This is a genomic window from Microbacterium xanthum, from assembly GCF_034531355.1.
GTDB lineage: Bacteria > Actinomycetota > Actinomycetes > Actinomycetales > Microbacteriaceae > Microbacterium > Microbacterium xanthum.
In genome coordinates, this window is sequence record NZ_JAWHUE010000002.1 from 129,399 (window position 1) to 155,869 (window position 26,471).

Annotated in this window: 27 protein-coding genes; 25 read left to right on the forward strand and 2 right to left on the reverse strand. The window is 69.0% G+C overall.

Annotation, left to right across the window (positions count from 1 at the left end):
- Window positions 1-2: 2 nt before the first annotated feature.
- The 11 genes from RZO50_RS06255 (at window position 3) to RZO50_RS06305 (ending at window position 17,735) form a co-directional block, all read left to right on the forward strand.
- On the forward strand, window positions 3-968 hold the full coding sequence (locus tag RZO50_RS06255) for an AAA family ATPase (protein ID WP_322598864.1): 966 nt from the start codon (window positions 3-5) through the stop codon (window positions 966-968).
- On the forward strand, window positions 965-2,347 hold the full coding sequence (locus tag RZO50_RS06260) for a DUF58 domain-containing protein (protein WP_322598865.1): 1,383 nt from the start codon (window positions 965-967) through the stop codon (window positions 2,345-2,347). The genes RZO50_RS06255 and RZO50_RS06260 overlap by 4 nt, the downstream gene beginning before the upstream one ends.
- Entirely contained in the window at window positions 2,344-4,824 is a 2,481-nt protein-coding gene (locus RZO50_RS06265) for a transglutaminase domain-containing protein (protein WP_322598866.1), read from the forward strand. Before RZO50_RS06260 ends, RZO50_RS06265 begins: the two co-directional genes overlap by 4 nt.
- On the forward strand, window positions 4,821-6,578 hold the full coding sequence (locus tag RZO50_RS06270; RefSeq protein ID WP_322598867.1) for a DUF5684 domain-containing protein: 1,758 nt from the start codon (window positions 4,821-4,823) through the stop codon (window positions 6,576-6,578). The genes RZO50_RS06265 and RZO50_RS06270 overlap by 4 nt, the downstream gene beginning before the upstream one ends.
- Window positions 6,575-7,075, forward strand: coding sequence for a hypothetical protein (locus RZO50_RS06275; RefSeq protein ID WP_322598868.1), 501 nt, complete (start codon window positions 6,575-6,577; stop codon window positions 7,073-7,075). The genes RZO50_RS06270 and RZO50_RS06275 overlap by 4 nt, the downstream gene beginning before the upstream one ends.
- 293 nt (window positions 7,076-7,368) lie before the next feature.
- A complete protein-coding gene (gene rpsL / locus RZO50_RS06280) occupies window positions 7,369-7,737 on the forward strand; it encodes a 30S ribosomal protein S12 (protein ID WP_071044913.1) in 369 nt (122 codons plus the stop codon).
- A 5-nt stretch (window positions 7,738-7,742) separates the two neighbouring features.
- Window positions 7,743-8,213, forward strand: coding sequence for a 30S ribosomal protein S7 (gene rpsG, locus RZO50_RS06285; protein ID WP_322598869.1), 471 nt, complete (start codon window positions 7,743-7,745; stop codon window positions 8,211-8,213).
- A gap of 128 nt (window positions 8,214-8,341) precedes the next feature.
- The gene (gene fusA, locus RZO50_RS06290; protein ID WP_322598870.1) at window positions 8,342-10,456 is read left to right on the forward strand and encodes an elongation factor G; all 2,115 of its coding nucleotides are present in this window, start codon (window positions 8,342-8,344) and stop codon (window positions 10,454-10,456) included.
- A 144-nt stretch (window positions 10,457-10,600) separates the two neighbouring features.
- Complete coding sequence (gene tuf / locus RZO50_RS06295; protein WP_322598871.1) at window positions 10,601-11,794, forward strand: elongation factor Tu; 1,194 nt, start codon at window positions 10,601-10,603, stop codon at window positions 11,792-11,794.
- A gap of 222 nt (window positions 11,795-12,016) precedes the next feature.
- Entirely contained in the window at window positions 12,017-12,232 is a 216-nt protein-coding gene (locus RZO50_RS06300; RefSeq protein ID WP_322598872.1) for an Rv0909 family putative TA system antitoxin, read from the forward strand.
- A gap of 376 nt (window positions 12,233-12,608) precedes the next feature.
- Window positions 12,609-17,735, forward strand: a complete 5,127-nt coding sequence (locus RZO50_RS06305) for a DUF5979 domain-containing protein (protein ID WP_322598873.1) — start codon at window positions 12,609-12,611, stop codon at window positions 17,733-17,735.
- 146 nt (window positions 17,736-17,881) lie between these two features.
- Here RZO50_RS06305 and RZO50_RS06310 read toward each other — a convergent pair whose 3' ends face one another.
- Window positions 17,882-18,043, reverse strand: a complete 162-nt coding sequence (locus tag RZO50_RS06310) for a hypothetical protein (protein ID WP_322598874.1) — start codon at window positions 18,041-18,043, stop codon at window positions 17,882-17,884.
- 20 nt (window positions 18,044-18,063) lie between these two features.
- On the reverse strand, window positions 18,064-19,149 hold the full coding sequence (locus RZO50_RS06315) for a glycosyltransferase family 2 protein (RefSeq protein WP_322598875.1): 1,086 nt from the start codon (window positions 19,147-19,149) through the stop codon (window positions 18,064-18,066).
- Between the two features lie 619 nt (window positions 19,150-19,768).
- Here RZO50_RS06315 and rpsJ point away from each other — a divergent pair.
- The 14 genes from rpsJ to rplE are packed head-to-tail and all read left to right on the forward strand — an operon-like array spanning window position 19,769 to window position 26,463.
- Window positions 19,769-20,077 carry a 30S ribosomal protein S10 gene (gene rpsJ / locus RZO50_RS06320; protein ID WP_039403048.1) on the forward strand — a complete coding sequence of 103 codons (309 nt, stop codon included), beginning with the start codon at window positions 19,769-19,771 and terminating at the stop codon, window positions 20,075-20,077.
- 8 nt (window positions 20,078-20,085) lie between these two features.
- Complete coding sequence (rplC, locus tag RZO50_RS06325; protein ID WP_322598876.1) at window positions 20,086-20,745, forward strand: 50S ribosomal protein L3; 660 nt, start codon at window positions 20,086-20,088, stop codon at window positions 20,743-20,745.
- A gap of 4 nt (window positions 20,746-20,749) precedes the next feature.
- A complete protein-coding gene (gene rplD, locus RZO50_RS06330) occupies window positions 20,750-21,433 on the forward strand; it encodes a 50S ribosomal protein L4 (RefSeq protein ID WP_322598877.1) in 684 nt (227 codons plus the stop codon).
- The gene (gene rplW, locus RZO50_RS06335) at window positions 21,430-21,750 is read left to right on the forward strand and encodes a 50S ribosomal protein L23 (protein ID WP_071044918.1); all 321 of its coding nucleotides are present in this window, start codon (window positions 21,430-21,432) and stop codon (window positions 21,748-21,750) included. The genes rplD and rplW overlap by 4 nt, the downstream gene beginning before the upstream one ends.
- A gap of 25 nt (window positions 21,751-21,775) precedes the next feature.
- Window positions 21,776-22,615, forward strand: coding sequence for a 50S ribosomal protein L2 (gene rplB / locus RZO50_RS06340; protein ID WP_071044919.1), 840 nt, complete (start codon window positions 21,776-21,778; stop codon window positions 22,613-22,615).
- Between the two features lie 13 nt (window positions 22,616-22,628).
- Complete coding sequence (gene rpsS, locus RZO50_RS06345; RefSeq protein ID WP_045246805.1) at window positions 22,629-22,910, forward strand: 30S ribosomal protein S19; 282 nt, start codon at window positions 22,629-22,631, stop codon at window positions 22,908-22,910.
- 26 nt (window positions 22,911-22,936) lie between these two features.
- A complete protein-coding gene (rplV, locus tag RZO50_RS06350; protein WP_194423762.1) occupies window positions 22,937-23,335 on the forward strand; it encodes a 50S ribosomal protein L22 in 399 nt (132 codons plus the stop codon).
- A complete protein-coding gene (rpsC, locus tag RZO50_RS06355) occupies window positions 23,335-24,081 on the forward strand; it encodes a 30S ribosomal protein S3 (RefSeq protein WP_071044921.1) in 747 nt (248 codons plus the stop codon). Before rplV ends, rpsC begins: the two co-directional genes overlap by 1 nt.
- The gene (gene rplP, locus RZO50_RS06360; RefSeq protein WP_322598878.1) at window positions 24,081-24,500 is read left to right on the forward strand and encodes a 50S ribosomal protein L16; all 420 of its coding nucleotides are present in this window, start codon (window positions 24,081-24,083) and stop codon (window positions 24,498-24,500) included. The genes rpsC and rplP overlap by 1 nt, the downstream gene beginning before the upstream one ends.
- The gene (rpmC, locus tag RZO50_RS06365) at window positions 24,500-24,805 is read left to right on the forward strand and encodes a 50S ribosomal protein L29 (RefSeq protein ID WP_322598879.1); all 306 of its coding nucleotides are present in this window, start codon (window positions 24,500-24,502) and stop codon (window positions 24,803-24,805) included. The genes rplP and rpmC overlap by 1 nt, the downstream gene beginning before the upstream one ends.
- A complete protein-coding gene (rpsQ, locus tag RZO50_RS06370; RefSeq protein ID WP_228480829.1) occupies window positions 24,805-25,143 on the forward strand; it encodes a 30S ribosomal protein S17 in 339 nt (112 codons plus the stop codon). Before rpmC ends, rpsQ begins: the two co-directional genes overlap by 1 nt.
- Window positions 25,140-25,508: a 50S ribosomal protein L14 gene (gene rplN / locus RZO50_RS06375; RefSeq protein WP_322598880.1), complete on the forward strand. Its 369-nt coding sequence runs from the start codon at window positions 25,140-25,142 to the stop codon at window positions 25,506-25,508. The genes rpsQ and rplN overlap by 4 nt, the downstream gene beginning before the upstream one ends.
- Before the next feature lie 2 nt (window positions 25,509-25,510).
- Complete coding sequence (gene rplX / locus RZO50_RS06380; protein ID WP_322598881.1) at window positions 25,511-25,870, forward strand: 50S ribosomal protein L24; 360 nt, start codon at window positions 25,511-25,513, stop codon at window positions 25,868-25,870.
- A 2-nt stretch (window positions 25,871-25,872) separates the two neighbouring features.
- A complete protein-coding gene (gene rplE, locus RZO50_RS06385) occupies window positions 25,873-26,463 on the forward strand; it encodes a 50S ribosomal protein L5 (protein ID WP_322598882.1) in 591 nt (196 codons plus the stop codon).
- Window positions 26,464-26,471 lie beyond the last annotated feature (8 nt).

Here is a 26,471-nt window from a genome sequence, read left to right on the forward strand (position 1 = left end):
CGATGACCATCACGCAGGAACAGGCCACCTGGTTCTCCCAGACCTTCGCGCAGATCGCCGACAACGTCGAGCGGGCGGTGCTCGGCAAACGTCACGTCGTCGAACTCGTGCTCACCGCGATGCTCAGCGACGGGCACGTGCTGCTCGAGGACGTGCCCGGCACCGGGAAGACCTCCCTGGCTCGCGCCATCGCCCAGTCCGTGCAGGGCACCAACACGCGCATCCAGTTCACGCCGGACCTCCTGCCCGGCGACATCACCGGTATCACCGTGTACGACCAGAAGCAGGGTGTGTTCGAGTTCCACGCCGGGCCGATCTTCGCCAACATCGTGCTCGCCGACGAGATCAACCGCGCGAGCCCGAAGACGCAGGCGGCGCTGCTGGAGGTCATGGAGGAAGGGCGCGTCACCATCGACGGCGTCAGCCGCACCGTCGGCGTCCCCTTCCTCGTGCTGGCGACCCAGAACCCCGTCGAACAGGCCGGCACCTATCGGCTTCCGGAGGCGCAGCTGGACCGGTTCCTCATGCGCACCGCGCTCGGCTACCCCGATCACGCCGCGACGGTGCGGATCCTCGACGGCGCCGCCACCTCGACCGACGACCTCGGTCCCATCATCACGCCGCAGGCCCTCGTCGGGATGGCCGACCTCGCCGCCACCGTCTACACCGACGCGCTCGTGCTGGATTACATCTCCCGGCTGGTCGATGCCACCCGCGCCGCCGACGATGTGCGGCTGGGCGTCAGCATCCGCGGCGCCCTCGCCCTCACCCGCGCCGGTCGCGCCCGCGCCGCCACCCGCGGACGGACCTTCGTCACCCCCGACGACATCAAGGCGCTCGCCGTCCCGGTTCTCGCGCACCGACTGATCCTGCACGCGGAGGCCGAGTTCGACGGGGTGACCCCCGAGGCGGTCATCGGGCAGGTGCTGCTGGATGTGGAACCGCCCACGCGGCGCGAGGCGGTATGACCCGCACCGAGTCCCGCCTCACGCGCACCTCGACCGGGGGTGACAGCGCCGGCGTCACCGCGACGCTCGCCGCGACCGGCACCCAGGTGTCGGGGTCGCGGCGCGACCGGGCGCTCGTACGGATGGTCGTGGCCCTCACGCGCGCGGGTCGCGCGGTGGCGGCGGTGCTCGCACGGTCGGCGCGCTGGAGCGCGCGGACCGTGCGCCCGGCCGGCGCGCTGGTCGTGGTGGCGGCGACGGCGGGCCTGCTGGGTGGAGTGGTGTTCGGGTGGGTGGAGTGGCTGGTCGCCGCGGTCATCGCCCTCGTGCTCGTGGTCACGGCGGTGCCGTTCCTGTTCGGTGCGCGCTCCTACGCGGTCGACCTGGCGCTCGGTCACGATCGGGTCGTGGCAGGGTCGGCCGTGGCCGGGACGATCGGGATCCGCAACGACGGCCCCCGCACGACCCTGCCGGGCCGCATGGACATCCCCGTGGGCGACGGAGTCGTGGAGATCGACGTGCCCGTGCTCCGACCCGGTCACGGGATCGCCGACCCGCTCGAGATCCCCGACCTCCGGCGGGGGATCGTCTCGGTGGGTCCCGCCACGACGGTGCGGGCGGATCCGCTCGGCCTGATGCGTCGCGAGCACGCCTTCGACGACGTGCACGACCTGTACGTCCACCCGCGCACCGTGGTCCTGCCCTCCACGAGCGCCGGCCTCATCCGAGATCTCGAAGGTGCCCCGACCCGCCGTCTGGTCGATGCCGACATGTCCTTCCACGCCATCCGGGAGTACGCCCCCGGGGACAGTCGGCGTCAGGTGCACTGGAAGTCGACGGCCAAGACGGGGCGACTGATGGTGCGGCAGTACGAGGAGACCCGTCGTTCGCGGATGGCGGTCGTCCTGGCGATCGCCGCCGACGAGTACGCGGACGCCGACGAGTTCGAACTCGCCGTCTCGTGCGCCGCCTCGCTGGGCCTGCGCGCGGTCCGCGACGCGCGAGAGGTCGACATCGTGGCGGGGGGCGAGGTGCCGCGCGTGGTGCGCGGTCGTCTGCGGGCGATCCAGCGCGTGAATGCGGCGTCGCCGCGGAACATGCTCGACGGTTTCAGCGCGATCGATCTGCTCGACACGACCATGCCCGTCGGAGAGGTGTGCCGTCTGGCGGCCGAGTCCTCCGATCGGCTCTCGGTCGCGTTCGTGATCGTCGGCTCGCGCGTGCCGCTGTCGCACGTGCGTCAGGCGGCGCTGCGATTCCCGGCAGACGCGACCGTCGTCGGCGTCCGCTGCGATGAGCGGGCCCACCCGCGGATGCAGTCGGTGAACGGCATGACGGTGCTCACCGTCGGAATGGTCGACGACCTCTCCGGGCTGCTCCTTCGCGGGGCGAGCTCATGAGCGGCCGGACGGCACCGCCGCGTCGGGACGGCGCCTTCTCCGGCGGCGAGCGGACGCGCGTGGTCGCCGGGAGTCTCCTCGCTCTCGCCGTCGCCGTCCTCGCGACCCTCGCGGCGTGGCCGGTCTACGACGACACGGCGTTCGTGTTCGTCGCCGTCGCCGGCACCGTGGCGGGTGCGGCGGTCGCCGCGTGCGCCCTGCGTCTGCGGTGGGGCGGGTGGACCGTCACGGTCGTCCTCGGCGGGGTCTTCCTGCTGATCGGCGTTCTGGTCGCCGTGCCCTCGCGCCTCACCGACCCCGGGATGCTGCCCCGCGCCATCGGCGATGTGCTGACCGGCGCGGTGGTCGGGTGGAAGGACCTGCTGACGGTCGATCTGCCGGTGGGGTCCTACCGAAACCTGCTCGTCCCGGCGCTCGTGGTCTTCCTCGCGGGCACGAGCGTGCTGCTTCTGTCCGCGTGGCGTCGCGATCGCCTCGCTTTCCTGGCCGTCCCGGTGGCCGTCGGCATGGTCGGGTTCGGTCTTCTCTTCGGGCGCACGTCGGTCAGCGCGTCGTTGGTGGTCGGACAGCTGACCCTGGCCGCGCCGCTGGAGACCATGGTCGGCGCATCCACGATGCTCGTGCTGCTGCTGTGGCTGGTGTGGCGTGATCGCGCCGAGCGGTCCGGCGCGCTCGCGCGGGCGCGTGGTGCGCGCATCGGTCGACGCGCCTCCGGCGGGGCGGCCGCGCGCGGGTGGACCGCGGTCGGGCTCCTCGCCCTGGCCGTCGTCGTCGCGGTGGCGGTGGTTCCCTGGGCGGCGCAGGGCCTGGACCGCGACGTCCTGCGCGGGGCGACCGCCCCCGACGTCGACCTCTCCGCCGAGATCAGCCCGCTGGCGTCGTATCGCGCCGCGTTCGACGACGATCGCGTCGACGAGGTCCTGTTCCGCGTCGCCGTCCTCGAGGGGGCGCCCGAGCGGGTGCGCGTCGCCGTCCTCGACGGCTACGACGGCGAAGTCTTCCGCACGGACGCCGACACGCGTTTCGTCCGCGTGCCCTCGGCTCGGACGGCGCAGGCCGGTGCGCGCGCGGTCGTCGACGTCGAGATCGTCGACCTCGACGCGGTGTGGATGCCGATCATCGGCGACCTGGTGGAGGTCTCGTTCGTCGGTGAGCGGGCCGCGGCGCTGGCCGACGGCTTCTACTACAGCGCCCAGAACGCCGCGGCGGTGGAGACCGCCGGGGGAGGACTGCGCGCCGGTGACGCGTATCGGCTGGAAGCTTCGCTCCCCGGTTCCCCGGCCACCTTCGCCGCGCCCGGGTCCACGCCCGGCGTCGGCGCCCCGGAGAGCTTGCGCGTCTGGGTCGACGAGCATCGCACCGGGACGGACGGGGCGGCGCTGATCGCCCTCATCGATCTGCTGCGTGAGCGCGGCTACCTCAGCCACGCGCTCACCGACGGCGACGTGCCGGCGCGGTGGATGCAGGATCTCGACGATTACCGGTTCCAGCCCGCCGCCGCCGGCCATTCGCTGGCCCGCATCGACCAGATGTTCTCCCGGCTGCTGCAGCGCGAGGCTGATCCGCAGGCGATCGTCGCGGACAATTTCGTCGCAGCCGTCGGCGACGACGAGCAGTTCGCCGTCGCGGCGGCACTCATCGCCGAGGAGCTGGGTTACCCCGCGCGGGTGGTCGTCGGAGCCCGGCTCGCGGCCGACGATCCCTCCCTGCCGGTCTGCGAGGACGGTGTGTGCACGGCAGGCGACCTGTCCGCCTGGATCGAGGTGCGCACGGCGTCCGGCGCGTGGGTGGCCATCGACACGACCCCGCAGCACGAGCGCTCGCCGAATCTGGAGACCACCGAGCAGCGCGATCCGGAGAACGTCACAGACGTGCGCCCCGATGCCGTCGAGGAGGTCGTCCCGCCCGATCCCACGCAGGAGGACGAGGCCGTCTCGCGCGATGACGAGGAGACCGCGGCGTGGGATCTCGCGTGGCTCTGGCCGATCCTCCGTGTCGTCGCGATCTGGATGCTGGTGGCCCTTCTGCTGCTCGGTCCGTTCCTGGTGATCCTCGCGGCGAAGGCTCTGCGACGGCGAGGCCGGCGGCGTGCCGCCACCCCTGCAGACCGCATCGCGGCCGGGTGGGAGGAGGTGGTCGACGCCGCCGCCGACGCGGGGTACGAACCGCCCGGCGCCCGCACGCGCAGCGAGACGGCGGCGCTGTGGGAGCTGCCCGACGGGGTGCGGTTGGCCGCCGCGGCGGATGAGGCGACCTTCTCCGGCCGCGGCGCCACGACCGCGCAGGCGCAGGCGTTCTGGGACGACGTCGACCGGCGTCGCCGGGACCTGCGCTCGTCCCGAGGTGTGTGGCGCGCGCTCATGGCGTCGGTTTCTTTGAGATCATTCATCCGTCGCACCGCCCCGGGCGGTGCCCGTCGCCACCTGGCCGAAAGGGGGGAGCGCGGCTCGTCGCGGCGAGCGCGCACCATGCCATGAACACCGACTCCACCGCCCTGGTCGCCGTCACGGCGACCTCGCTCCTGGTGGGCGCGTTGCTGTACGTGTGGACCGCGATCGCCCTCTCGGCGCTCTTCCGCAAGTCCGGCGAGGCCGGGTGGAAGGGATGGGTACCCGTCTACAACGTCGGCGTGCTCTTCCAGCTCGCGGGATACCCGTGGTGGAGCGTGCTGCTGTTCCTCATTCCGATCGCCGGTCCGGTCATCGTCTTCGTGGTGTTCGTGCTCGCGGCCCTCCGCGTGAACCGCGCGTTCGGATTCGGCGGGGGGATGACGGTTCTGGCTGTGCTCCTGCCTCCGGTGTGGGCGACCGTGCTCGGATTCGGCTCGGCCCGCTGGATCGGCGCGGAGAAGGCGGATTCCGCGCCGCGGCGCCGTACGCACGGCGACGTCGCCGACCCGGTCTACGCGCGGGGGTTCGACGGCACGCCGGAGTCGTTCGGCGCGGTGGCGGAGCCCGCCGCGGGCGGCGACGGTCCGGTCGCGGCCGGGCTGGCGGGATGGGCGCCCACGCGCGCCGATGGGCCGCGCGCCGACGAGCCCCGTACGGACGAGCCCCCCACGGACGAACCCCGTCCTGATGAGCCCCGTGGCGTCGAGCCACGCACCGAGCGGCCTTCCGGCGAGGGGACGCGCGACGCGACCGCGGCGCGTCCCGCGCCGACCTCGCCGTTCGCCGACTGGTGGCCCGACGTCCTCGACGAAGATCCCGACACCGACTCGGCCGTCGACGATCCGGTCTCCGGCCCGCTGTTCGATGAGGGGCCGCCCCAGCCGGTTGCCGCTGCGGACGCGGATCCGCCGACCCCGTCGACACCGCGCGCATCGGCCGAACCCGCGACGGCCGAGCCTGCGACGGCTTCGCCCGTCTCGGCGTCACCGTCGACGGCGCACCCCGGACCCGCCGACCTTCCTCCCCTCGCCGCCTCCGCGGCGGAGGAGAGCGAGGAGGTGCCGCCCCCCTTGCGGCGGTCCACGGCTCGTCCCTCGTGGAACGGCTTCGACCTGAGTGCGCCGGGCGAGTTCACCGGAGAGGTCACCGACGCGGTGCCGGGTGCGCCGGCGCCCATCTCCGCGGTGCCGGCCGCGACGGACGCCCCGTCGGCGGGGACCGGCGACGCCGCGGGGAGCGATGACCGCGGCCCGCACGCGGACCTTCCGGCCGCACCCGCGCACGCGCCGACGCCGCCGGTCACCCGTGCGCCGGTCGTTGCGCCGGGTGCGCCATCGGACACCGAAGCCGATGCCTTCCCCGACGACGGCGGGGTCTCGGCCATCGTCGGCGCACCGGTGGCCGGCTCGCCCCGGTCGGCACGTTCGTCGGTGTCGGCACGCTTCGCAGACGTGAGTCGCGACGAGGAGTTGGACGACCACACGATCGTCACGCGCCGCCGACGGACGGGATGGATTCTCGTCGGCCCCGACGGGGAGCGGATCGCCCTCGAGGAGGACGTCGCCGTCGTCGGACGCCGCCCGAGCGTGGATGCGGCGTTCCCGCACGCGCAGCTGGTGACCCTCGGCGACCCGACGCGGACGGTGTCGAAGACCCACGCGCGTCTGGAACTCCGGGGGGACGTCTGGACCGTCGTCGACCTGGACTCCACCAACGGCGTCGTCCTCATCGCCGACAACGACGATGAGACGGAGGTCCAGCCCGGCGCGGTGACTCGCTTGACGCCGAGGTTCCTGCTCGGCGACGCCGAGCTGCGCCTGGAAGAGCTCCCCACCCCGTGAGCGCAGTCCCGCCCGATCCCGCCGTCGACCCGCCCGACGACGCGACACGGATGTCGCGGCGGGACGCGCCCCGCCGCGACGACCTCCCCGACACCACCGCGCGCGGGCGCCGCCATGACCCGGACGCGCGCACCGCGCCGGCCCGACGGCAGGACGCCGATGCCCCGACCGCCGCATCACGTCGGTCCCATGCCACGACCGTGCGCACGCGCCCCGGACGAACCGTCGACCCGGCGATCACCGCAGAGCGACCTCTCGTGCGCACCGCCGACATCCCGGACGGCGTGTTCGCCGCGCAGTCACCGCGGACACCGCAGGCCTCCGTCGTGCGTCGGGGCGCGCCGCCGCCTCGTCACGAGCAGCCGCCGGTGGACGGCCGCGGGGCCGCCCTGGCGAGGCGTCGGCGACGGCGCCTGGTGCTCGGCGGGCTCATCGCCGGGACGGGCGCGGCGATCCTCCTCGCCGGAGGAGCTCTCGCCGTGCTGGTGATCGCCTGAGGATCCCACCCTCACGTCGGCACTCGTTTGCCCCCCTCGGCTCGACCGCCTATCATGGATCGGGTGTGCGTCCGCGCGCGCCGTCCGCCGTGTCTCGGCTCGGAGGTCGGTCTGCGAGGGCGTCGCATCTCCGGGAACGGTCTGCGAACAGGCCACCCCCACGGCATATCCGACACCTGAAGCAGGACGATGGTTCTGCGCGTCGGATCTGTGGTGAAACCACGAACGCTGTCACCGTGCAGCACCTGCGCGGGGCCGAGAGCGCCGCGCAGCACAACGAGAGTAGAGAGAACGTGCCAACCATTCAGCAGTTGGTTCGCAAGGGCCGCAGCCCCAAGGTCGCCAAGACCAAGGCTCCGGCGCTGAAGGCGAACCCGCAGCAGGCCGGCGTGTGCACCCGTGTGTACACGACCACCCCCAAGAAGCCGAACTCGGCCATGCGCAAGGTCGCCCGTGTCAAGCTCCGCAACGGCACCGAGGTCACCGCGTACATCCCCGGCGAGGGTCACAACCTGCAGGAGCACTCGCTGGTGCTCGTGCGTGGCGGTCGTGTGAAGGACCTCCCCGGTGTGCGCTACAAGATCGTCCGCGGCGCCCTGGACACCCAGGCCGTGAAGAACCGCAAGCAGGCCCGTAGCCGCTACGGCGCGAAGAAGGGTTGAGTTAGATGCCTCGTAAGGGACCCGCCCCGAAGCGCCCCGTCGTCAACGACCCGGTCTACGGCGCACCCATCGTGACCCAGCTGGTCAACAAGATCCTCGTCGACGGCAAGAAGTCGCTCGCCGAGTCGATCGTGTACGGTGCCCTCCGCGGTGTCGAGACCAAGAACGGTCAGGACGCCGTGGCCACCCTGAAGAAGGCGCTCGACAACGTGCGCCCGACCCTCGAGGTCAAGAGCCGCCGTGTGGGCGGTTCGACCTACCAGGTGCCCGTCGAAGTCAAGCCGCACCGTGCGAACACCCTCGCGCTGCGCTGGCTGGTCAGCTACGCCAAGGGTCGTCGTGAGAAGACGATGACCGAGCGCCTGCAGAACGAGATCCTGGACGCCTCGAACGGCCTGGGTGCCGCGGTCAAGCGCCGCGAGGACACCCACAAGATGGCCGAGTCGAACCGGGCGTTCGCGCACTACCGCTGGTAAGTCTCCTCCGCGTCGCCGCGTTTCGACTCGCGGCTTCGCAGCTCGCTCAACGGCCGGTCCGATACGGTCGTTGAGCGAGCAGCGCGAGACGAAACGCATCCATCCGTCACTACACGTAAGGACACCCCGTGGCACAAGACGTGCTCACCGACCTCAAGAAGGTCCGCAACATCGGCATCATGGCGCACATCGATGCCGGCAAGACGACGACGACCGAGCGCATCCTGTTCTACACGGGCGTCAACCACAAGATCGGTGAGACGCACGACGGTGCCGCGACCACCGACTGGATGGAGCAGGAGCAGGAGCGCGGCATCACGATCACCTCGGCCGCGGTGACCTGCTTCTGGGAGAACAACCAGATCAACATCATCGACACCCCCGGGCACGTCGACTTCACGGTCGAGGTGGAGCGTTCGCTCCGCGTGCTCGACGGTGCCGTCGCCGTCTTCGACGGCAAGGAGGGCGTCGAGCCCCAGTCGGAGACCGTGTGGCGTCAGGCCGACAAGTACAACGTCCCCCGCATCTGCTTCGTCAACAAGATGGACAAGCTCGGCGCGGACTTCTACTTCACCGTCGACACGATCGTGTCGCGCCTGAAGGCCACGCCGCTGGTGCTCCAGCTCCCGATCGGCGCCGAGAACGACTTCGTCGGTGTCGTCGACCTCATCTACAAGCGCGCACTGGTGTGGCCCGGCGACGCCAAGGGTGACGTGACCATGGGCGCCAAGTACGAGATCCAGGAGATCCCGGCCGACATGGTCGACAAGGTCGAGGAGTATCGCAAGAAGCTCCTCGAGGCCGTCGCCGAGTCGGATGACGCGCTGCTGGAGAAGTACTTCGCGGGCGAGGAGCTCTCCCCCGAGGAGATCAAGGGCGCGATCCGCAAGCTCACCATCGCCGGCGAGGCCTACCCCGTGCTGTGCGGTTCGGCGTTCAAGAACCGCGGTGTGCAGCCGATGCTCGACGCCACCGTCGACTACCTGCCCTCGCCCCTGGACGTGCCCGCCATCGAGGCGCACGACCCCAAGGACGAAGAGAAGATCATCGAGCGCCACGCCGACCGCGACGAGCCGTTCGCGGCGCTCGCGTTCAAGGTGGTCTCGCACCCCTTCTTCGGTCGCCTCACCTACATCCGCGTGTACTCGGGTCACCTCGACTCGGGTTCGGCGGTCGTGAACTCGACCAAGTCCAAGAAGGAGCGCGTCGGGAAGATCTTCCAGATGCACGCCAACAAGGAGAACCCGGTCGACTCGGTCACCGCCGGTCACATCTACGCGGTCATCGGCCTGAAGGACACCACCACCGGTGACACGCTGTCGGACTCCGAGAGCCAGGTCGTGCTGGAGTCGATGACCTTCCCGGAGCCTGTCATCGAGGTCGCCATCGAGCCCAAGACGAAGGCCGACCAGGAGAAGCTGTCGCTGGCCATCCAGAAGCTCGCCGAAGAGGACCCGACGTTCCGCGTCGAGCTCAACGCCGAGACTGGTCAGACCGTCATCAAGGGCATGGGCGAGCTGCACCTGGACATCCTCGTGGATCGCATGAAGCGCGAGTTCAAGGTCGAGGCGAACGTCGGAAAGCCGCAGGTGGCCTACCGCGAGACGCTCCGCAAGACCGTCGACAAGCACGACTACACCCACAAGAAGCAGACCGGTGGGTCGGGTCAGTTCGCGAAGATCCAGTTCGCACTCGCTCCCATGGAGGTCGAGGGCGACAAGATCTACGAGTTCGAGAACAAGGTCACCGGTGGCCGTATCCCGCGCGAGTACATCCCCTCGGTCGACGCGGGCTTCCAGGACGCCATGAATGTCGGTATCCTCGCCGGGTACCCGATGGTCGGCGTGAAGGCGACCCTCCTCGACGGTGCGTCGCACGATGTCGACTCGTCGGAGATGGCGTTCAAGATCGCCGGTTCCATGGGATTCAAGGAAGCCGCCCGCAAGGCCGGCCCCGTGATCCTGGAGCCGGTCATGGCGGTCGAGGTGCGTACGCCCGAGGAGTACATGGGCGACGTCATCGGCGACCTGAACTCGCGTCGTGGCCAGATTCAGTCGATGGAAGATGCCGCCGGTGTCAAGGTGGTGCGCGCGAGCGTCCCACTGTCGGAGATGTTCGGCTACATCGGCGACCTGCGCTCGAAGACCTCGGGCCGTGCCGTGTACTCGATGGAGTTCGAGAGCTACGCCGAGGTCCCCCGGGCCGTGGCGGACGAGATCATCCAGAAGAACAAGGGCGAATAGCCCTGGCTGCCGGGGCCGTCACGGCGGCCCCGGCGTCCCGCAAACTGAATACAGACCCGTCTATTAGACTGACAACCATCCCCGTAGACGACCGGTCGCAATCCAGCGCCCGGGAGATCTACACGACGTCCTGAGGAGGACCCAGTGGCTAAGGCCAAGTTCGAGCGGACCAAGCCGCACGTGAACATCGGAACGATCGGTCACGTCGACCACGGCAAGACCACGCTCACCGCGTCGATCTCGAAGGTGCTCGCCGACAAGTACCCGTCGGCCACCAACGTCCAGCGCGACTTCGCGTCGATCGACTCGGCGCCCGAAGAGCGCCAGCGCGGTATCACGATCAACATCTCGCACGTCGAGTACGAGACCCCGAAGCGTCACTACGCTCACGTGGACGCCCCGGGTCACGCCGACTACATCAAGAACATGATCACCGGTGCCGCTCAGATGGACGGCGCGATCCTCGTGGTCGCCGCCACCGACGGCCCGATGGCTCAGACCCGTGAGCACGTTCTGCTCGCCAAGCAGGTCGGCGTGCCGTACCTGGTCGTCGCGCTGAACAAGGCCGACATGGTCGACGACGAGGAGATCCTGGAGCTCGTCGAGCTCGAGGTCCGCGAGCTCCTCTCGAGCCAGGACTTCGACGGCGACAACGCCCCGGTCGTCCAGGTCTCGGGCCTGAAGGCTCTCGAGGGTGACGAGAAGTGGGTCCAGTCGGTCCTCGACCTCATGGAGGCCGTCGACGAGAACGTTCCCGACCCGGTGCGCGACAAGGACAAGCCGTTCCTGATGCCCGTCGAGGACGTCTTCACGATCACCGGTCGTGGAACCGTCGTCACCGGCCGCGCCGAGCGTGGCACGCTGGCCATCAACTCCGAGGTCGAGATCGTGGGTCTGCGCCCGACGCAGAAGACGATCGTCACGGGTATCGAGATGTTCCACAAGCAGCTCGACGAGGCCTGGGCCGGCGAGAACTGTGGTCTGCTCCTCCGCGGAACCAAGCGTGACGACGTCGAGCGCGGCCAGGTCGTCGTGAAGCCCGGTTCGGTCACCCCGCACACGAACTTCGAGGGCACCGCCTACATCCTGTCCAAGGACGAGGGTGGGCGTCACAACCCGTTCTTCACGAACTACCGCCCGCAGTTCTACTTCCGCACCACCGACGTCACCGGCGTCATCTCGCTGCCCGAGGGCACCGAGATGGTCATGCCCGGCGACACCACCGACATGACGGTCGAGCTCATCCAGCCGATCGCCATGGAGGAGGGCCTCGGCTACGCCATCCGTGAGGGTGGTCGCACCGTCGGCGCCGGTACCGTCACCAAGATCATCAAGTGAGTCGTGCCGGGTCGATGCGCGCATAGCGCGCGTCGACCCGGCGTCGACTCAGATCGCCCTTCGGTACGCCGCTTGCGCGGCTACTCAGGAACCGTCACCGCCGCAGGCGGCGAGCCGGTCCACGCGAAAGGCCCCCGGGGACACCCCGGGGGCCTTTCGCGTACCCGCACGGCGGTCCACAATGGCCGCGTAGCCGCCGCCGGCGGGAGAGAGGGGAGTCGGATGGGTATCGATGATCTGGTGAACCAGGGAAAGGACTTCCTGGAGCAGAACAAGGACAAGATCGACGACGTCCTGAAGTCGGAGCAGGCGGAAGGCGTGAGCGACTCGGCGCTGGACGCCGCCTCGGACTTCGTCAAGAAGGTGGCCCCCGACGGTGTCGATGAGCATGTCGACAATGTGCGCGACGGGATCGACAAGCACATCGGTGATCGTTAAGCGCACTCTGTTGCGCATTTCGTGACGCAAGGACGGGGTCGTATTCGCTCAGGATACGGCCCCGTATCTTCGTTTTTCCCGCGCTTTCGCCGAAGTTGCCGGGGTGGGCGGAAGGCGATTGTTAGCGTCCCGATAGGACCTCGCTGGGGGGTCTTAACTGGGAATCAGCAGTACCGGCGTGCCGTGGGGGCACGCCGAGCGGCGCGCTCTGGGGGCGCGCCGCTTGCTGCTGCTCCGTCATGGATGACGAAGGCTGGCAATGGCATTGAACTGGGAATCTGCCGGAGCACATCGCGTGGGGACGCGACGTGCGAGACGAATCGAGAGGACGCGCGCGCGGAAGCTGACGTTGCGCCGCCGCTGGTACGCCGGCGGTGTGGCTGCCGTCGTCTCGAGCGCGATGCTCTTCGTGGGGGTCGCGCCCGCAACCGCGGGGGAGACCGCCGCCGCGAGGAGCGCGGTCGTGCAGACCACGAAGACCACGACACCCGGTGCGCCGCTGGTGTGTCTGCCGAACAACGTCTACTCGATCTCGCCGGGCGGGACGATCCGGCACATCGTCAACCCGGACGACTCGTCGCCGGAAGAGGTCGTCGACCTCGGTGACTACGCCAGTGCGAACGGTCTGGCGATCGGAGCGGGCGGAACCGTCGTCTACGCGTACGAGCGGTCGGGGGGCACCTCTCAGAACATCTCGTCGATCATCCGGTACACCCCCGCCACCGGACAGGTCGAGCAGATCCCGAACACGGCGCTCAACACCGGCAACAACCGCTCGATGGTCACCGGTGCGGTCAACCTCGACAACGGGCGCTACCTCTTCGGCGGGTACGACGGCGAGGGCGACGACCTGCTCTTCCGCCTGTACGAGTTCAACCCGGCGGACTCTCAGATCAGCACCCTCGGATACTTCGACACAGGACTTCACGCCGACGCCACCGCGAACGGCGACATGGCCTTCGACAGCGCCGGCAACCTCTACATCGTCCGCAGCGGATCCACGATCAACGTGTTCACGGTGACCGCGGAGACCCTTATGGCCGCGTCCGGCGGAGAGCTGGCGTTCTCGGCGACCAATGCGATGACGCTCAGCGGCCTCAGCGATGTCAACGGCATCGCCTTCGACGGCGATGGATCCGTCTACCTCGGCAACGGGTCGACGGTCAAGCGCTACGACCCGTCGGACTGGTCGGAGCTGTCGACCGCGACGACCCAGACCAGCTCGACCGACCTGGCCAGCTGCAACTCCCCGGCCAACCTCACCGTCGTCAAGGACGTGGCAGGTCGCGTGGACACCGACGATCAGTTCACGCTGCGCGTCGCGCGAGACGGTGAGGAGATCGCCACGGCGACCACGACCGGGAGCGCGACCGGCGTGCAGACCGAGCAGATCGGGCCGATCCCGGTGATCGCCGGCGACGAGTACGAGATCAGCGAGAGCATGGCCGCGGGCGACGGAGCGGACTACGCCAGCTCGTGGACCTGCGACGACGGCCAGACCGTGACCGAGGGCACCTCGGGTACCGTCGAGATTCCCGACGTGTCGGGTGCGAGCGTGCTGTGCACCTTCACCAACGCCCCGCTGGTGACCGCCGTCTCCGTGGACAAGACGGAGCTCGACGCGGCGGGGGAGAACCCGACCGCCGGTGCAGGATGGACCGTCGGCGCCGCTCTCGACGGCACGACCGGTGGGACGGCGGCCACCGACCCCGCGGCGGCGACGCAGCAGACGGCTGATGACGGCACCGCCTCGTGGGACGTCGTGTACAGCGCGACGGGCACCACGACCGACATCACCGTCAGTGAGACGCAGCAGGACGGGTGGGAGTTCGTGCGGGGATCCTGCACCGTCACCCCGCTCGGTGGGAACCCCGCCGAGGTGTCCATTCCGGACGCCGCCGGCGTGACCCTGCAGGACGTCGGCCCCGGAGCCACGGTGGACTGCTCCTTCGTCAACAAGGTCATCGCCCCCGGGAGCCTGACCATCGTCAAGGACTACGACGGATCAGCCGGCATCCGCGCCGATGCGACCTTCACCGGTACCTACGACTGCGGCCCCGACGGGCCCGACGGCACCTGGCGCATCGAGGGCGAGGGCACCACGGTCGTCACCGACCTGCCGGTCGGGGCGACGTGCGTCGTCGCCGAGGACACCGCTGCGCTGACGGCCACGCCCGCCGACTACCTCGTCGACGCGTCCTTCGCGTGGGACACCGTCGGCGAGGTCACCCAGCCCGGGGCCGTCGTCTCGGGTGAGACGGTGAAGGCCACGGTCCGCAACACCACCGAACGCGTCTACGGCGCCATCGCCGTCACCAAGAAGCTCATCGGCACCCCCGACGGGTTCACGGGTGACTTCTCCGGCGCATGGTCCTGCGTCTACGGCGAGGACGCGCCGCTGGCCGGCACGTGGTCCGTCGACACCAGTGGTGCGGCGACCCTGACCGGGCCGTACGACGCCATCCCGCTCACCTCCGAGTGCGCCGTCACCGAGGACGCCCCGAGCGACACGATGTTCGCCGACCCCTCCTACACATGGGCTTCCGCGAAGATCTCTCCCGCCGAGGACGAGGTCGACACCGCGGGTGAGGCCGTGACCTTCACGGTGAAGAACACGGCGCAGCAGTCGACCCTCACGCTCGCCAAACTCATCCGCAACACCCACGGCGGAACGGTCACCGACCCCGCAGCGTGGGACCAGAAGCTGCAGGCGCAGCGCGGCGAGGACACCCCGATCCTGTTCGACCACGACGAGACGATCGCCGTGCCGCACGGTGAGTACGTCATCGACGAGATCGATCAGATCTCCGGCTACGAGCTGACGGACGTGACCTGTACCGCCGACGGTTCGCCGGTCGAGCTCGACGGAGACGCCGTCGCCGTCGCCGAGGGAGCCGACGTGGTGTGCGTGCTGACCAACTCCGACGTCGCGCCGAAGCTGACCCTCGTGAAGAAGGTCGACAACCGCGACGGCACCGGCTCGCGCGTCTCGGCCGAGTGGAGCCTGACGGCGTCGGGCGACCGCGCGCAGGACTGGAACCCGCAGACGCAGTCGACGACCGATCCGCTGGTCGCGGCGACGGCGACGCAGCCGCTTCTGGGCGGATCGTCCTACCTGCTCGAAGAGAACGGGCCGTCGGGCTACACGGCGGGTGTCTGGTCGTGTGACAGCGGCATCGAGGTCGTGGGCGGGCAGATCACCCTCTCCGTCGGCGACGACGTGACATGCGAGATCACGAACACCGCCGTCCCCGCCGAGGGAACCGTCGGCAAGTCCCTCGTCACCGGATCCCCGGTGCAGAACGCCGACGGCACCTGGACGATCGTCTACGAGGTGTCGGTGACGAACGAGTCGACGACCTCGACGTTCTTCTACGACCTGACCGACGAGCTGCGCTTCGGCGCCGGGATCACCCCGACGGCTGCGAGCTGGACCGGTCCCGGGGGCGGCGGCGACTTCGCTCTCCCGGAGGGGACCGCCACCCTCGCCACGGATGCGTCGATCGCCCCCGCGGCCGAGGCGGCCGACCGGACGCACGTGTACACCGTGACGGTCACCGCGTCGATCGCCGATGGGACGCAGGACGGCGAGACCTGGCAGTGCCAGGAGGGCGACGAGCCCGGCGCCGGCGGCTTCCTCAACACCGCCACCATGTCGGTCGGCGACGAGGACACCACCGTCCACGCGTGCGGCGAGCCCGGCTTCCCGGTCATCACCAAGACCGGTGCGGCGCCGCAGTACGACGCGGATGCGTCCGTCGGCGTGTCTTACACGGTGACGATCGCGAACCCGGACGCCGTGGACCTGGAGGTCGTGCTGAGCGATGACCTGCCGGGCGTGCCGGCCGGATGGTCGCTCGCCGGTGGTGAGTGGACGATCGCGGCTGTCGAGGGTGCTCCGGCCCCCGCGACCGCGAGCGCCGCTCCGGGCGAGGTCGTCATCTGGCAGGGCACCCTGCCGGTCGATGCGATGTACACCTACACCGTCGAGGGCACCCTGACGCCGACCGTCGAGGCCGACCCCATCGGGGTGTGCGGGACATCGGAAGGCGGCTTGGTCAACACCGCGACGGTCACCTCCGGTGAGGTCGTCGAGGACGCCGAAGGCTGTGTCTCGGTGACCCTCCCGCCGGTGGAGGTGGTCAAGGCCGACGGCGACGCCGAGCAGTTGGCGGACGGGACGTGGCAGATCGACTACGTCGTCACCGTCCTCAACGCCTCGGCACAGCCGACGGTCTACACGCTGACCGACACCCCCGACCTCGGCACCGGCTTCAGCCTGCTCTCCGGTGAGTGGATCGGTGACGCCCCGCAGCCGAACACGCCGATCGCGGGGGCCGACATCGAGCCGGTAGCGCACGTCTACACCTATCGGATCGTGGCGGAGTTCGACCCGCAGACCGCGGAACCGCAGCTGACGTGCGAGCCCGGTGACGGTGGGGCCTTCCACAACATCGCGACCGTCGTGTTCCCCGGGGGCAGCGACAGCGATGACGGATGCGCGGAGCCGGCCTCGCCGACCGTGACGAAGACGGCGCTGCCCGCGATGCAGAACGCCGAGACCGGTGCATGGACCCTCGGGTACGAGGTGGAGGTGCGCAACGACTCCGACGTCACCGTCGCCTACGACCTGACCGACGTCCCCGACGCGCTTCCGACCGGCGTCAGCGGTGGCGCATGGGAAGCGGCCGGTCCGGTCGTCACCGGCGGCGGCGAAGGCGTCCTGGATGAGGCCTGGAACGGCGTCGAGAAGACCGAGATGGCCTCGGGCATGCTCCCGGCCGGCGCGGTGCACGTGTACACCGTGACCCGCACGGTCGCCGTGGCGGTCGACGTCGATGACGAGACCCTCGCGTGCGCCGACCCGACCGAGGGGACCGGGTTCTGGAACACCGCGACGGTGACCAACGGGATCGGCGAGGACACCGACACGGCCTGCACCCACATCGACCGGCCCGAGGTGACCATCGAGAAGACCGTGGCAGACACCGTCGACCTCGGCGATGATCGCTGGGAGATCACGTACGAGGTGGTCGTCCGCAACGCCGACGACGAGCTGACGGCGGTCTACGACCTGACCGACACGCTCCGGTTCGGCGAGGACATCACCGTCACCGCGGCGGAGTGGAGCGGCGCGACCGAAGGCGGGTTCACCGCCCCCTGGAGCGCGACGCTCGCCGAGGGACGTGCCCTGGCCGGTGGCGGCGCGGACACCTACACCGTGACGGTGCTGGCGACCGTCGACATCGCCACGGCGTCGGCGGCCTCCCTGGCCTGCGTGTCCGGCGATGACCCGGCGGCCGGCGGATTCCTCAACACCGCGACGGTGACGGCGGCAGGCGTGGCGCAGTCGGCTCACGACTGCTCCCGTCCGAGCGGCGAGCTGCCTGTCACGGGTGGCCAGATCGCGCTTCCGGCGATCCTGTTCGGCCTCCTCGCCCTCGTCGGTGGGGCGGCGCTGACGGTGGCAGGTCGCCGCCGTCGGACGGGAGCGCGCCTCTGAGGACGCCCTCTCGCCAAGGCCAGGCATCCCCGGGTTCCGCGCCCGCCCCCTCCGCCGCGGAACCCGGGGATGCCTGTGTGCCGAGGTGCACACGACGAGTCCCCGCCTCGGCCTGGGATCACGAAGCGGGGACGGGTGTTCGCCGGTCAGTCGCCGTGGGGCGCGTCGGTCCGACGCGGCACGATGCGCATCAGGGCCGAACCTGCGGCGAGGAGCGCGAAGCCGGCGAGCAGCCACCAGATGCTGTTGACCCCGGCTACCAGCGCGCCGCCGCCGGTGACGGCGAGCGCGGAGTTGGTGTTGTACATGTCCTCCCCTCCCTTCTCATCTACCACCGACGGCGACGCCCGGTGAAGGCGTCGACGTAGGCCTTTCCCTGGACGATCTGGAGGAACCCGTCCAGGACGAGCTCGTACATCGTGGCCGCGAGCAGCATCTGACGCCAGCCGCGCAGACGGACCGTCACCACGCGTTCGACGACGAACACGGCGGTGACCCCGAGCCAGAACGGGTGGACGGCGAAGGTGCCGGAGACGATCGCCGCGACGAGGGTCGCGATGTACACGGCGGTGACCACGACGCCGCACATCGTCAGGATCTGGCGCCCCCAGTACGACCATGTCACCCGTGTGAGTCCGTACTGCATACAGTTCTCCACCGCCCCGCGCTTCCAGCGCAGGCGCTGTGCCCAGAGGTCGTGCCAGGTGGGCATGGTCTCGGTGATCAGGGTGCAGGCGCTCGGGGAGATGATGCGGTAGCCGAGATGCAGGACGGCGAAGCTGATCTCGTTGTCCTCCGTCAGGACCGTCGTGTCGTAGACCCCGCCGTCGCCGTCCCCAGCAGGCAATCCGCCGCTGCGCCGTGCCTCGCTGATCTCGCGCAGGGTGCGCACCCGGAACAGCGCCGCGGTGCCGGTCACGACGAGGCACCGGCCCTGGAGGCGGGAGACGTCTCGGGCGTACCGTGCGTATTCGTTGCGTTGAAGGTGAGCCACGAAACCGGGTCGGTCGTCACCGCGGAAGACGCCCCCCACCGCCCCGTAGGAGGGATCGGCCAGCCGTGAGAGTGCACGTTCGATGAACGGCTCATCCAGTGCGGAGTCCGCGTCCTGTACCAGGATCGCGTCGTCATCCTCGAGATCGGGCAGGAGTGCGGCCAGCGCCTGATTGAGCGCGCCGGCCTTCTTGTCCGAATTCCCGCTCGTGGGACGCACCTCCGCGCCGGTGGAGGCGGCGATCGCCGCGGTGTCGTCGGTGCAGTTGTCGGGGATCACGATGATGCGATCGGGCGGGACCGTCTGCGCCCGCAGGCCCGCCACCGCCCGCCGGATCGTGTCCGACTCATCATGGGCGGGCAACAGTGCGACGACTCGGCCGACGGGTCGACGCCCCGTCGCGGACATCTTCTTCGACATCGCTCATGACACCTCCGGTGCCGGTCGCGCCCCAGCGCGACATCCCAGTCCCCGCCCGGTCCCCAGACCCTTTCGACGGGTGTAGGAACGTTAGCGCCGCCGGGTCGGGGAGGGAACGGTCTTCGGGGAATCACATCGCAATACGATGAGGTGTCGACACGTCCTCGCGCCGTGCGGTCGATTCCTTGCAGTTCTTGCGGATCGCGGCCTCTTCCTGAGAGTCGGCTCAGCGCGACACGCCCGGGTTTGCGTGGGGTGTCGACGCGCGGCTAAGCTAGTGAAGTTCCACATTCCGGCGTGCGCTTTTGTCGTCGTCGGATCACTGCCAGGGCAGTGCATAGGCGGTGCGACCGGCCTCTCCGGAGGTCTCGCGCAAGGTCCTAGGCCGCGGGCAGCAGAACACCACACCGATACCTCCTCCCGCGGGATGCACTTCCGCGCGTGCGAGGGTCGGCCGGGCACCCGTTGCCCGGATTGACATCAGAACAGCGGTGCAGCAGAACCCGTGCGAGCGGGACGAAAGTGCCAGGGCGCGAAAGCGCCATGTGCGTCCGATGCCTGCGCTGTGCCCCGCGAGGGGAACACCGCGGTAAGACGCGAGAAAGAGAGTGAGCAGACAATGGCGGGACAGAAGATCCGCATTCGCCTGAAGTCGTACGACCACGCAGGTCTCGACTCGTCAGCGCGCAAGATCGTCGACACCGTGACCCGTGCGGGCGCGACGGTCGTGGGCCCCGTGCCCCTCCCGACCGAGAAGAACGTCGTGTGCGTCATCCGGTCGCCCCACAAGTACAAGGACAGCCGCGAGCACTTCGAGATGCGCACCCACAAGCGCCTGATCGACATCGTCGACCCGACGCCGAAGGCCGTCGACTCGCTGATGCGCCTCGACCTGCCGGCCGACGTCAACATCGAGATCAAGCTCTGAGGTCCGACATGGCTGACATCAACACCAAGGTTTCGAAGGGTCTGCTCGGCACCAAGCTCGGCATGACCCAGGTTTGGGATGCGGACGGCAAGCTCGTCCCCGTCACCGTCATCGAGGTGGCCCCCAACGTGGTCACCCAGGTCCGCTCGCTCGAGAAGGACGGCTACAACGCCGTTCAGATCGCCGCGGGCCAGATCGACCCCCGCAAGGTCAACAAGCCCCTCACAGCCCACTTCGAGGCGGCCGGCGTGACCCCGCGTCGCCACCTCACCGAGATCCGCACCGCGGACGCCGCTGACTACTCACTCGGTCAGGAGCTCACGGTCGACGGCATCTTCGAGTCGGGTCAGCTGGTCGACGTCGTCGGCACCAGCAAGGGCAAGGGCACCGCGGGTGTCATGAAGCGTCACAACTTCAAGGGTGTCTCCGCCTCGCACGGTGCGCACCGCAACCACCGCAAGCCCGGTTCGATCGGCGCCTCGGCGACCCCGAGCCGCGTCTTCAAGGGCATGCGCATGGCCGGCCGTATGGGTGGCGAGCGCGTGACCGTCCTCAACCTCACGGTTCACGCCGTCGACGCCGAGAAGGGTCTGCTGCTCGTCAAGGGCGCCGTCCCCGGCGCGCGCGGCCGCACCGTTTACGTCCGCAACGCAGTGAAGGGTGCCTGATCTCATGGCTGACTCGACTCTCGCGCTCGACGTCCGCAGCGCCGACGGCAAGAACGCCGGTTCGGTTGAGCTTCCCGCCGCGCTGTTCGACGTCAAGACGAACATCCCGCTGATCCACCAGGTCGTCGTCGCGCAGCGCGCGGCGGCACGCCAGGGCACCCACTCGACCAAGCGTCGCGGTGAGGTCTCGGGCGCCGGCCGCAAGCCCTTCAAGCAGAAGGGCACCGGTAACGCCCGTCAGGGTTCGATCCGCGCGCCGCACATGACCGGTGGTGGCATCGTCCACGGCCCGAAGCCGCGCGACTACGCGCAGCGCACGCCCAAGAAGATGATCGCCGCCGCACTGCTCGGCGCCCTGAGCGACCGCGCCCGCGGTGAGCGTCTTCACATCGTCGAGGCTTTCGGCACGGAGAACGGCCCGTCGGCCAAGGCCGCCGCGTCGGTCCTCACCGGCCTCGGCGCCACCAAGAACGTGCTCGTGGTCGTCGACCGCGACGACGAGCGCAGCATCCTGAGCGTGCGCAACCTCGCGTTCGTCCACGTGCTGTCGTTCGACCAGCTGAACGCCTACGACGTGCTCGTCTCCGACGACATCGTCTTCACCAAGGCCGCCTACGACGCCTTTGTTTCGGCAAAGCTCAACACGAGCGTCGCAGATGAGGCCGCCACCGAGGAGGTCTCGGCATGAGCACGGACAACGTCCTGCAGACGGCATCCAACAAGGACCCGCGCGACATCATCCTGAAGCCGGTCGTCTCGGAGAAGAGCTACGGGCTCATCGACGAAGGCAAGTACACCTTCCTGGTGGACCCCCGCGCCTCGAAGACCGAGATCAAGGCCGCGATCGAGAAGATCTTCGGCGTGAAGGTCGCGGGCGTCAACACGATCAACCGCGTCGGCAAGGCCCGTCGCACCCGCTTCGGCACCGGCAAGCGCAAGGACACCAAGCGCGCCATCGTCACGCTGAAGTCGGGTTCCATCGACATCTTCACGGCAGTCAACTGACGGTCGGGTAAGGGACGAGAGAACTATGGCTATTCGCAAGTACAAGCCGACGACCCCCGGTCGCCGCGGCTCGTCGGTGGCCGACTTCGCCGAGATCACCCGATCGACGCCGGAGAAGTCGCTGCTCCGTCCGCTGGCCAAGACCGGTGGACGCAACAACCAGGGCCGCATCACCACCCGCCACATCGGCGGTGGGCACAAGCGCCAGTACCGCGTGATCGACTTCCGTCGCAACGACAAGGACGGCATCGACGCGAAGGTCGCTCACATCGAGTACGACCCCAACCGCACCGCGCGCATCGCGCTGCTGCACTTCGCCGACGGTGAGAAGCGCTACATCCTGGCGCCCGCCAAGCTCAAGCAGGGCGACATCGTCGAGTCGGGTGCCGGCGCGGACATCAAGCCGGGCAACAACCTGCCGCTGCGCAACATCCCCACCGGTACGGTGATCCACGCGATCGAGCTCCGCCCCGGCGGCGGTGCGAAGATGGCGCGCTCGGCCGGCGCCTCGGTGCGCCTGGTCGCCAAGGACGGCCCGTACGCGCAGCTTCGTCTGCCCTCGGGTGAGATCCGCAACGTCGATGCGCGCTGCCGCGCCACGATCGGCGAGGTCGGCAACGCCGAGCAGTCGAACATCAACTGGGGCAAGGCCGGCCGCAAGCGCTGGAAGGGCGTCCGCCCGACCGTGCGCGGTGTCGCGATGAACCCGGTCGACCACCCGCACGGTGGTGGTGAGGGCAAGACCTCCGGTGGCCGCAATCCCGTCACCCCGTGGGGTCAGCCGGAGGGTCGTACCCGCCACCCCAACAAGGAAAGCGACAAGTACATCGTCCGTCGTCGCACCGCCGGCAAGAAGCGCAAGTAGGTAGGAACAGAAGATGCCACGCAGTCTCAAGAAGGGCCCCTTCGTCGACGAGCACCTGCTTCGCAAGGTCGTGTCGCAGAACGAGGCGGGTTCGAAGAACGTCATCAAGACCTGGTCGCGTCGCTCGATGATCATCCCGGCCATGCTGGGCCACACGATCGCCGTGCACGACGGTCGCAAGCACATCCCCGTGTTCGTGACCGAGACCATGGTCGGCCACAAGCTGGGCGAATTCGCGCCCACCCGCACCTTCCGCGGCCACGAGAAGGACGACAAGAAGGGCCGCCGCCGCTGACGCGGGGGCGCTGAGAGGAGAGAGAAATGGTGGAGTCCATCGCCCGTGTGCGACACATCCGCGTGACCCCTCAGAAGGCTCGTCGTGTCGTTGCCCTCATCAAGGGCAAGCAGGCCGAGGAGGCCCTGGCCATCCTCAAGTTCGCACCGCAGGGTGCGAGCGAGCCGATCTACAAGCTCGTCGCCTCGGCGATCGCGAACGCTCGCGTGAAGGCCGATAAGGACGGCGAGTACCTGGATGACCAGGACCTGTACGTGAAGAACGCGTACGTCGACGAGGGCACGACGCTCAAGCGTTTCCAGCCCCGCGCGCAGGGTCGTGCATTCCAGATCAAGAAGCGCACGAGCCACATCACGGTCGTGCTGTCGACGCCCGAGGTCGCGGAGACCGCGGGTGGCGCCGAGACCAAGAAGGCGAGCAAGTAATGGGACAGAAAGTCAACCCGTACGGCTTCCGCCTCGGCATCACCACCGACCACGTGTCGCGGTGGTTCTCCGACTCGACGAAGCCCGGCCAGCGCTACGCCGACTACGTCGCCGAGGACATCAAGATCCGTCAGCTGCTGCAGAAGCAGCTCGACCGTGCCGGCGTGAGCAACATCGAGATCGAGCGCACGCGTGACCGCGTCCGCGTCGACATCCACACCGCGCGTCCGGGCATCGTCATCGGTCGCCGCGGCGCCGAGGCCGAGCGCATCCGGGGTGACCTGGAGAAGCTCACCGGCAAGCAGATCCAGCTGAACATCCTCGAGGTCAAGAACCCCGAGACCGACGCTCAGCTGGTCGCTCAGGGCATCGCCGAGCAGCTCGCCGCCCGCGTGGCGTTCCGCCGCGCGATGCGCAAGGGCCTGCAGGGTGCGCAGCGCGCCGGCGCCAAGGGTGTCCGGATCCAGGTCTCGGGCCGCCTCGGCGGCGCTGAGATGAGCCGCTCGGAGTTCTACCGCGAAGGCCGTGTGCCGCTGCACACCCTGCGCGCGAACATCGACTACGGCTTCTACGAGGCCAAGACCACCTTCGGCCGCATCGGCGTGAAGGTCTGGATCTACAAGGGCGATCTCACCAACAAGGAACTGGCGCGCGAGCAGGCGGCTCAGAAGCCGTCGCGCGAGCGCGGTGACCGCCGCCGTGGCCCCCGCAGCGAGGCCCCGGTCGCAGAAGGAGCGTCGGCGTAATGCTCATCCCCCGCAAGGTCAAGTACCGCAAGCAGCACCACCCCAAGCGCGGTGGCCAGGCCACCGGTGGCACGAAGGTGTCGTTCGGTGAGTTCGGCATCCAGGCCCTGACGCCCGCCTACGTGACCAACCGTCAGATCGAGTCCGCTCGTATCGCGATGACGCGTCACATCAAGCGTGGCGGAAAGGTGTGGATCAACATCTACCCCGACCGACCGCTGACCAAGAAGCCCGCCGAAACCCGCATGGGTTCGGGTAAGGGTTCGCCGGAGTGGTGGGTCGCAAACGTCAAGCCGGGCCGGGTCCTCTTCGAGGTCTCGGGCGTCGACGAGGAACTCGCTCGTGAGGCGCTGACCCGCGCAATCCACAAGCTGCCGCTGAAGGCACGCATCATCAAGCGCGAGGAGGGCGACGCGTAATGGCGATCGGCACCAAGACGCTCGCGACCAGCGAGCTGGACACGTTCGAAGACCAGCGCCTCGTCGAGGAGCTGCGCAAGGCCAAGGAAGAGCTGTTCAACCTGCGCTTCCAGTCGGCCACCGGGCAGCTGGAGAGCCACGGCCGCATCCGCGCCGTCAAGCGCGACATCGCGCGGCTCTACACCGTGATCCGCGAGCGCGAGCTCGGCATTCGTGCCACGCCCGCGCCGGTGGAGACGAAGGCGAAGAAGAGCAAGGCCAAGAAGGCGGACGACGCCGAGGCCGCAAAGGAAGAGGCTGAGTGATGGCCACCACGAAGAAGGCAGCTGCCGAGGCCGCGGAGCAGGTTCCCGGCCACGAGCACGCCGAGCACGACGTGCGTGACGCCGACGCCCGCGGGTACCGCAAGGCCCGCCGCGGGTACGTCGTCAGCGACAAGATGGACAAGACCATCGTCGTCGAGGTCGAGGACCGGGTGAAGCACCCGCTCTACGGCAAGGTCATGCGCCGCACCTCGAAGGTGAAGGCGCACGACGAAGCCAACACCGCCGGTATCGGTGATCTCGTCGTCATCAACGAGACCCGTCCGCTGAGCGCGACCAAGCGCTGGCGTCTCGTCGAGATCCTGGAGAAGGCAAAGTGATTCAGAACGAGTCCCGGCTGAAGGTCGCCGACAACAGCGGCGCCAAGGAGCTGCTCACGATCCGCGTCCTCGGCGGCTCCAACCGCCGCTACGCGGGCCTGGGCGACACCATCGTCGCAACGGTCAAGGACGCCATCCCCGGCGGAAACGTCAAGAAGGGTGATGTCGTCAAGGCCGTCGTCGTCCGCACCGTCAAGCAGACCCGTCGTCCCGACGGGTCGTACATCAAGTTCGACGAGAACGCCGCCGTCATCCTGAAGAACGACGGGGAGCCCCGCGGCACCCGTATCTTCGGGCCGGTCGGCCGTGAGCTTCGCGACAAGAAGTTCATGAAGATCGTCTCGCTCGCCCCGGAGGTCATCTGATCATGGCGAACATCAAGAAGGGCGACCTGGTTCAGGTCATCTCGGGCGCCAAGCCCGAGCGCGGCGGCGACCGCGGCAAGCAGGGCAAGGTCCTCGAGGTCCTCGTCGAGCAGAACCGCGTCATCGTCGAGGGCGTGAACTACGTCACCAAGCACACCCGCGTGGGCCAGTCCCAGCGCGGCACCAAGACGGGCGGCATCGAGACGATGGAAGCCCCGATCCACATCTCCAACGTCGCCGTCGTCGACCCCGAGACCAAGAAGCCGACCCGCGTCGGTCACCGGGTCGAGGAGCAGGTCAAGGACGGCGTCAAGCGCACGGTCCGCGTGCGCTACGCGAAGAAGTCAGGCAAGGACCTCTGAACATGAGCACCGCCACTGCCGCTGAGACTGGCAAAATCCAGCCTCGCCTGAAGCAGAAGTACAACGCCGAGATCAAGAAGGCGATGCAGGACGAGTTCGGCTACGAGAACGTCATGCAGATCCCCGGTCTCGTGAAGGTCGTCGTGAACACCGGTGTCGGCGAGGCAGCTCGCGACAGCAAGGTGATCGACGGTGCGGTCGACGACCTCACCAAGATCACCGGCCAGAAGCCGGTCGTCACCAAGGCCCGCAAGTCCATCGCGCAGTTCAAGCTGCGTGAGGGGCAGGCCATCGGCGCGCACGTCACCCTCCGCGGTGACCGCGCGTGGGAGTTCGTCGACCGCCTGGTCAACCTCGCACTGCCCCGTATCCGCGACTTCCGCGGGCTGTCGGGCAAGCAGTTCGACGGCAACGGCAACTACACCTTCGGTCTCCAGGAGCAGTCCGTGTTCCACGAGATCGACCAGGACAAGATCGACCGCGTGCGCGGCTTCGACATCACGGTCGTCACGTCGGCGAAGACCGACGCCGAGGGCCGCGCGCTCCTGCGTCACCTGGGCTTCCCGTTCCGCGCGGACGACGCTCAGGCGTGACACCCCCG

What these genes read in the sequence shown, in the direction of transcription:
- RZO50_RS06255 (WP_322598864.1), top strand. Translation starts at nt 3, where the DNA reads ATGACCATCACGCAGGAACAGGCCACCTGGTTCTCCCAGACCTTCGCG.
- RZO50_RS06260 (WP_322598865.1), top strand. Translation starts at nt 965, where the DNA reads ATGACCCGCACCGAGTCCCGCCTCACGCGCACCTCGACCGGGGGTGAC.
- RZO50_RS06265 (WP_322598866.1), top strand. Translation starts at nt 2,344, where the DNA reads ATGAGCGGCCGGACGGCACCGCCGCGTCGGGACGGCGCCTTCTCCGGC.
- RZO50_RS06270 (WP_322598867.1), top strand. Translation starts at nt 4,821, where the DNA reads ATGAACACCGACTCCACCGCCCTGGTCGCCGTCACGGCGACCTCGCTC.
- rpsG (WP_322598869.1), top strand. Translation starts at nt 7,743, where the DNA reads ATGCCTCGTAAGGGACCCGCCCCGAAGCGCCCCGTCGTCAACGACCCG.
- RZO50_RS06300 (WP_322598872.1), top strand. Translation starts at nt 12,017, where the DNA reads ATGGGTATCGATGATCTGGTGAACCAGGGAAAGGACTTCCTGGAGCAG.
- RZO50_RS06310 (WP_322598874.1), bottom strand. Translation starts at nt 18,043, where the DNA reads ATGTACAACACCAACTCCGCGCTCGCCGTCACCGGCGGCGGCGCGCTG.
- RZO50_RS06315 (WP_322598875.1), bottom strand. Translation starts at nt 19,149, where the DNA reads ATGTCGAAGAAGATGTCCGCGACGGGGCGTCGACCCGTCGGCCGAGTC.
- rpsJ (WP_039403048.1), top strand. Translation starts at nt 19,769, where the DNA reads ATGGCGGGACAGAAGATCCGCATTCGCCTGAAGTCGTACGACCACGCA.
- rplC (WP_322598876.1), top strand. Translation starts at nt 20,086, where the DNA reads ATGGCTGACATCAACACCAAGGTTTCGAAGGGTCTGCTCGGCACCAAG.
- rplD (WP_322598877.1), top strand. Translation starts at nt 20,750, where the DNA reads ATGGCTGACTCGACTCTCGCGCTCGACGTCCGCAGCGCCGACGGCAAG.
- rplW (WP_071044918.1), top strand. Translation starts at nt 21,430, where the DNA reads ATGAGCACGGACAACGTCCTGCAGACGGCATCCAACAAGGACCCGCGC.
- rplB (WP_071044919.1), top strand. Translation starts at nt 21,776, where the DNA reads ATGGCTATTCGCAAGTACAAGCCGACGACCCCCGGTCGCCGCGGCTCG.
- rpsS (WP_045246805.1), top strand. Translation starts at nt 22,629, where the DNA reads ATGCCACGCAGTCTCAAGAAGGGCCCCTTCGTCGACGAGCACCTGCTT.
- rplV (WP_194423762.1), top strand. Translation starts at nt 22,937, where the DNA reads ATGGTGGAGTCCATCGCCCGTGTGCGACACATCCGCGTGACCCCTCAG.
- rpsC (WP_071044921.1), top strand. Translation starts at nt 23,335, where the DNA reads ATGGGACAGAAAGTCAACCCGTACGGCTTCCGCCTCGGCATCACCACC.
- rplP (WP_322598878.1), top strand. Translation starts at nt 24,081, where the DNA reads ATGCTCATCCCCCGCAAGGTCAAGTACCGCAAGCAGCACCACCCCAAG.
- rpmC (WP_322598879.1), top strand. Translation starts at nt 24,500, where the DNA reads ATGGCGATCGGCACCAAGACGCTCGCGACCAGCGAGCTGGACACGTTC.
- rpsQ (WP_228480829.1), top strand. Translation starts at nt 24,805, where the DNA reads ATGGCCACCACGAAGAAGGCAGCTGCCGAGGCCGCGGAGCAGGTTCCC.
- rplX (WP_322598881.1), top strand. Translation starts at nt 25,511, where the DNA reads ATGGCGAACATCAAGAAGGGCGACCTGGTTCAGGTCATCTCGGGCGCC.
- rplE (WP_322598882.1), top strand. Translation starts at nt 25,873, where the DNA reads ATGAGCACCGCCACTGCCGCTGAGACTGGCAAAATCCAGCCTCGCCTG.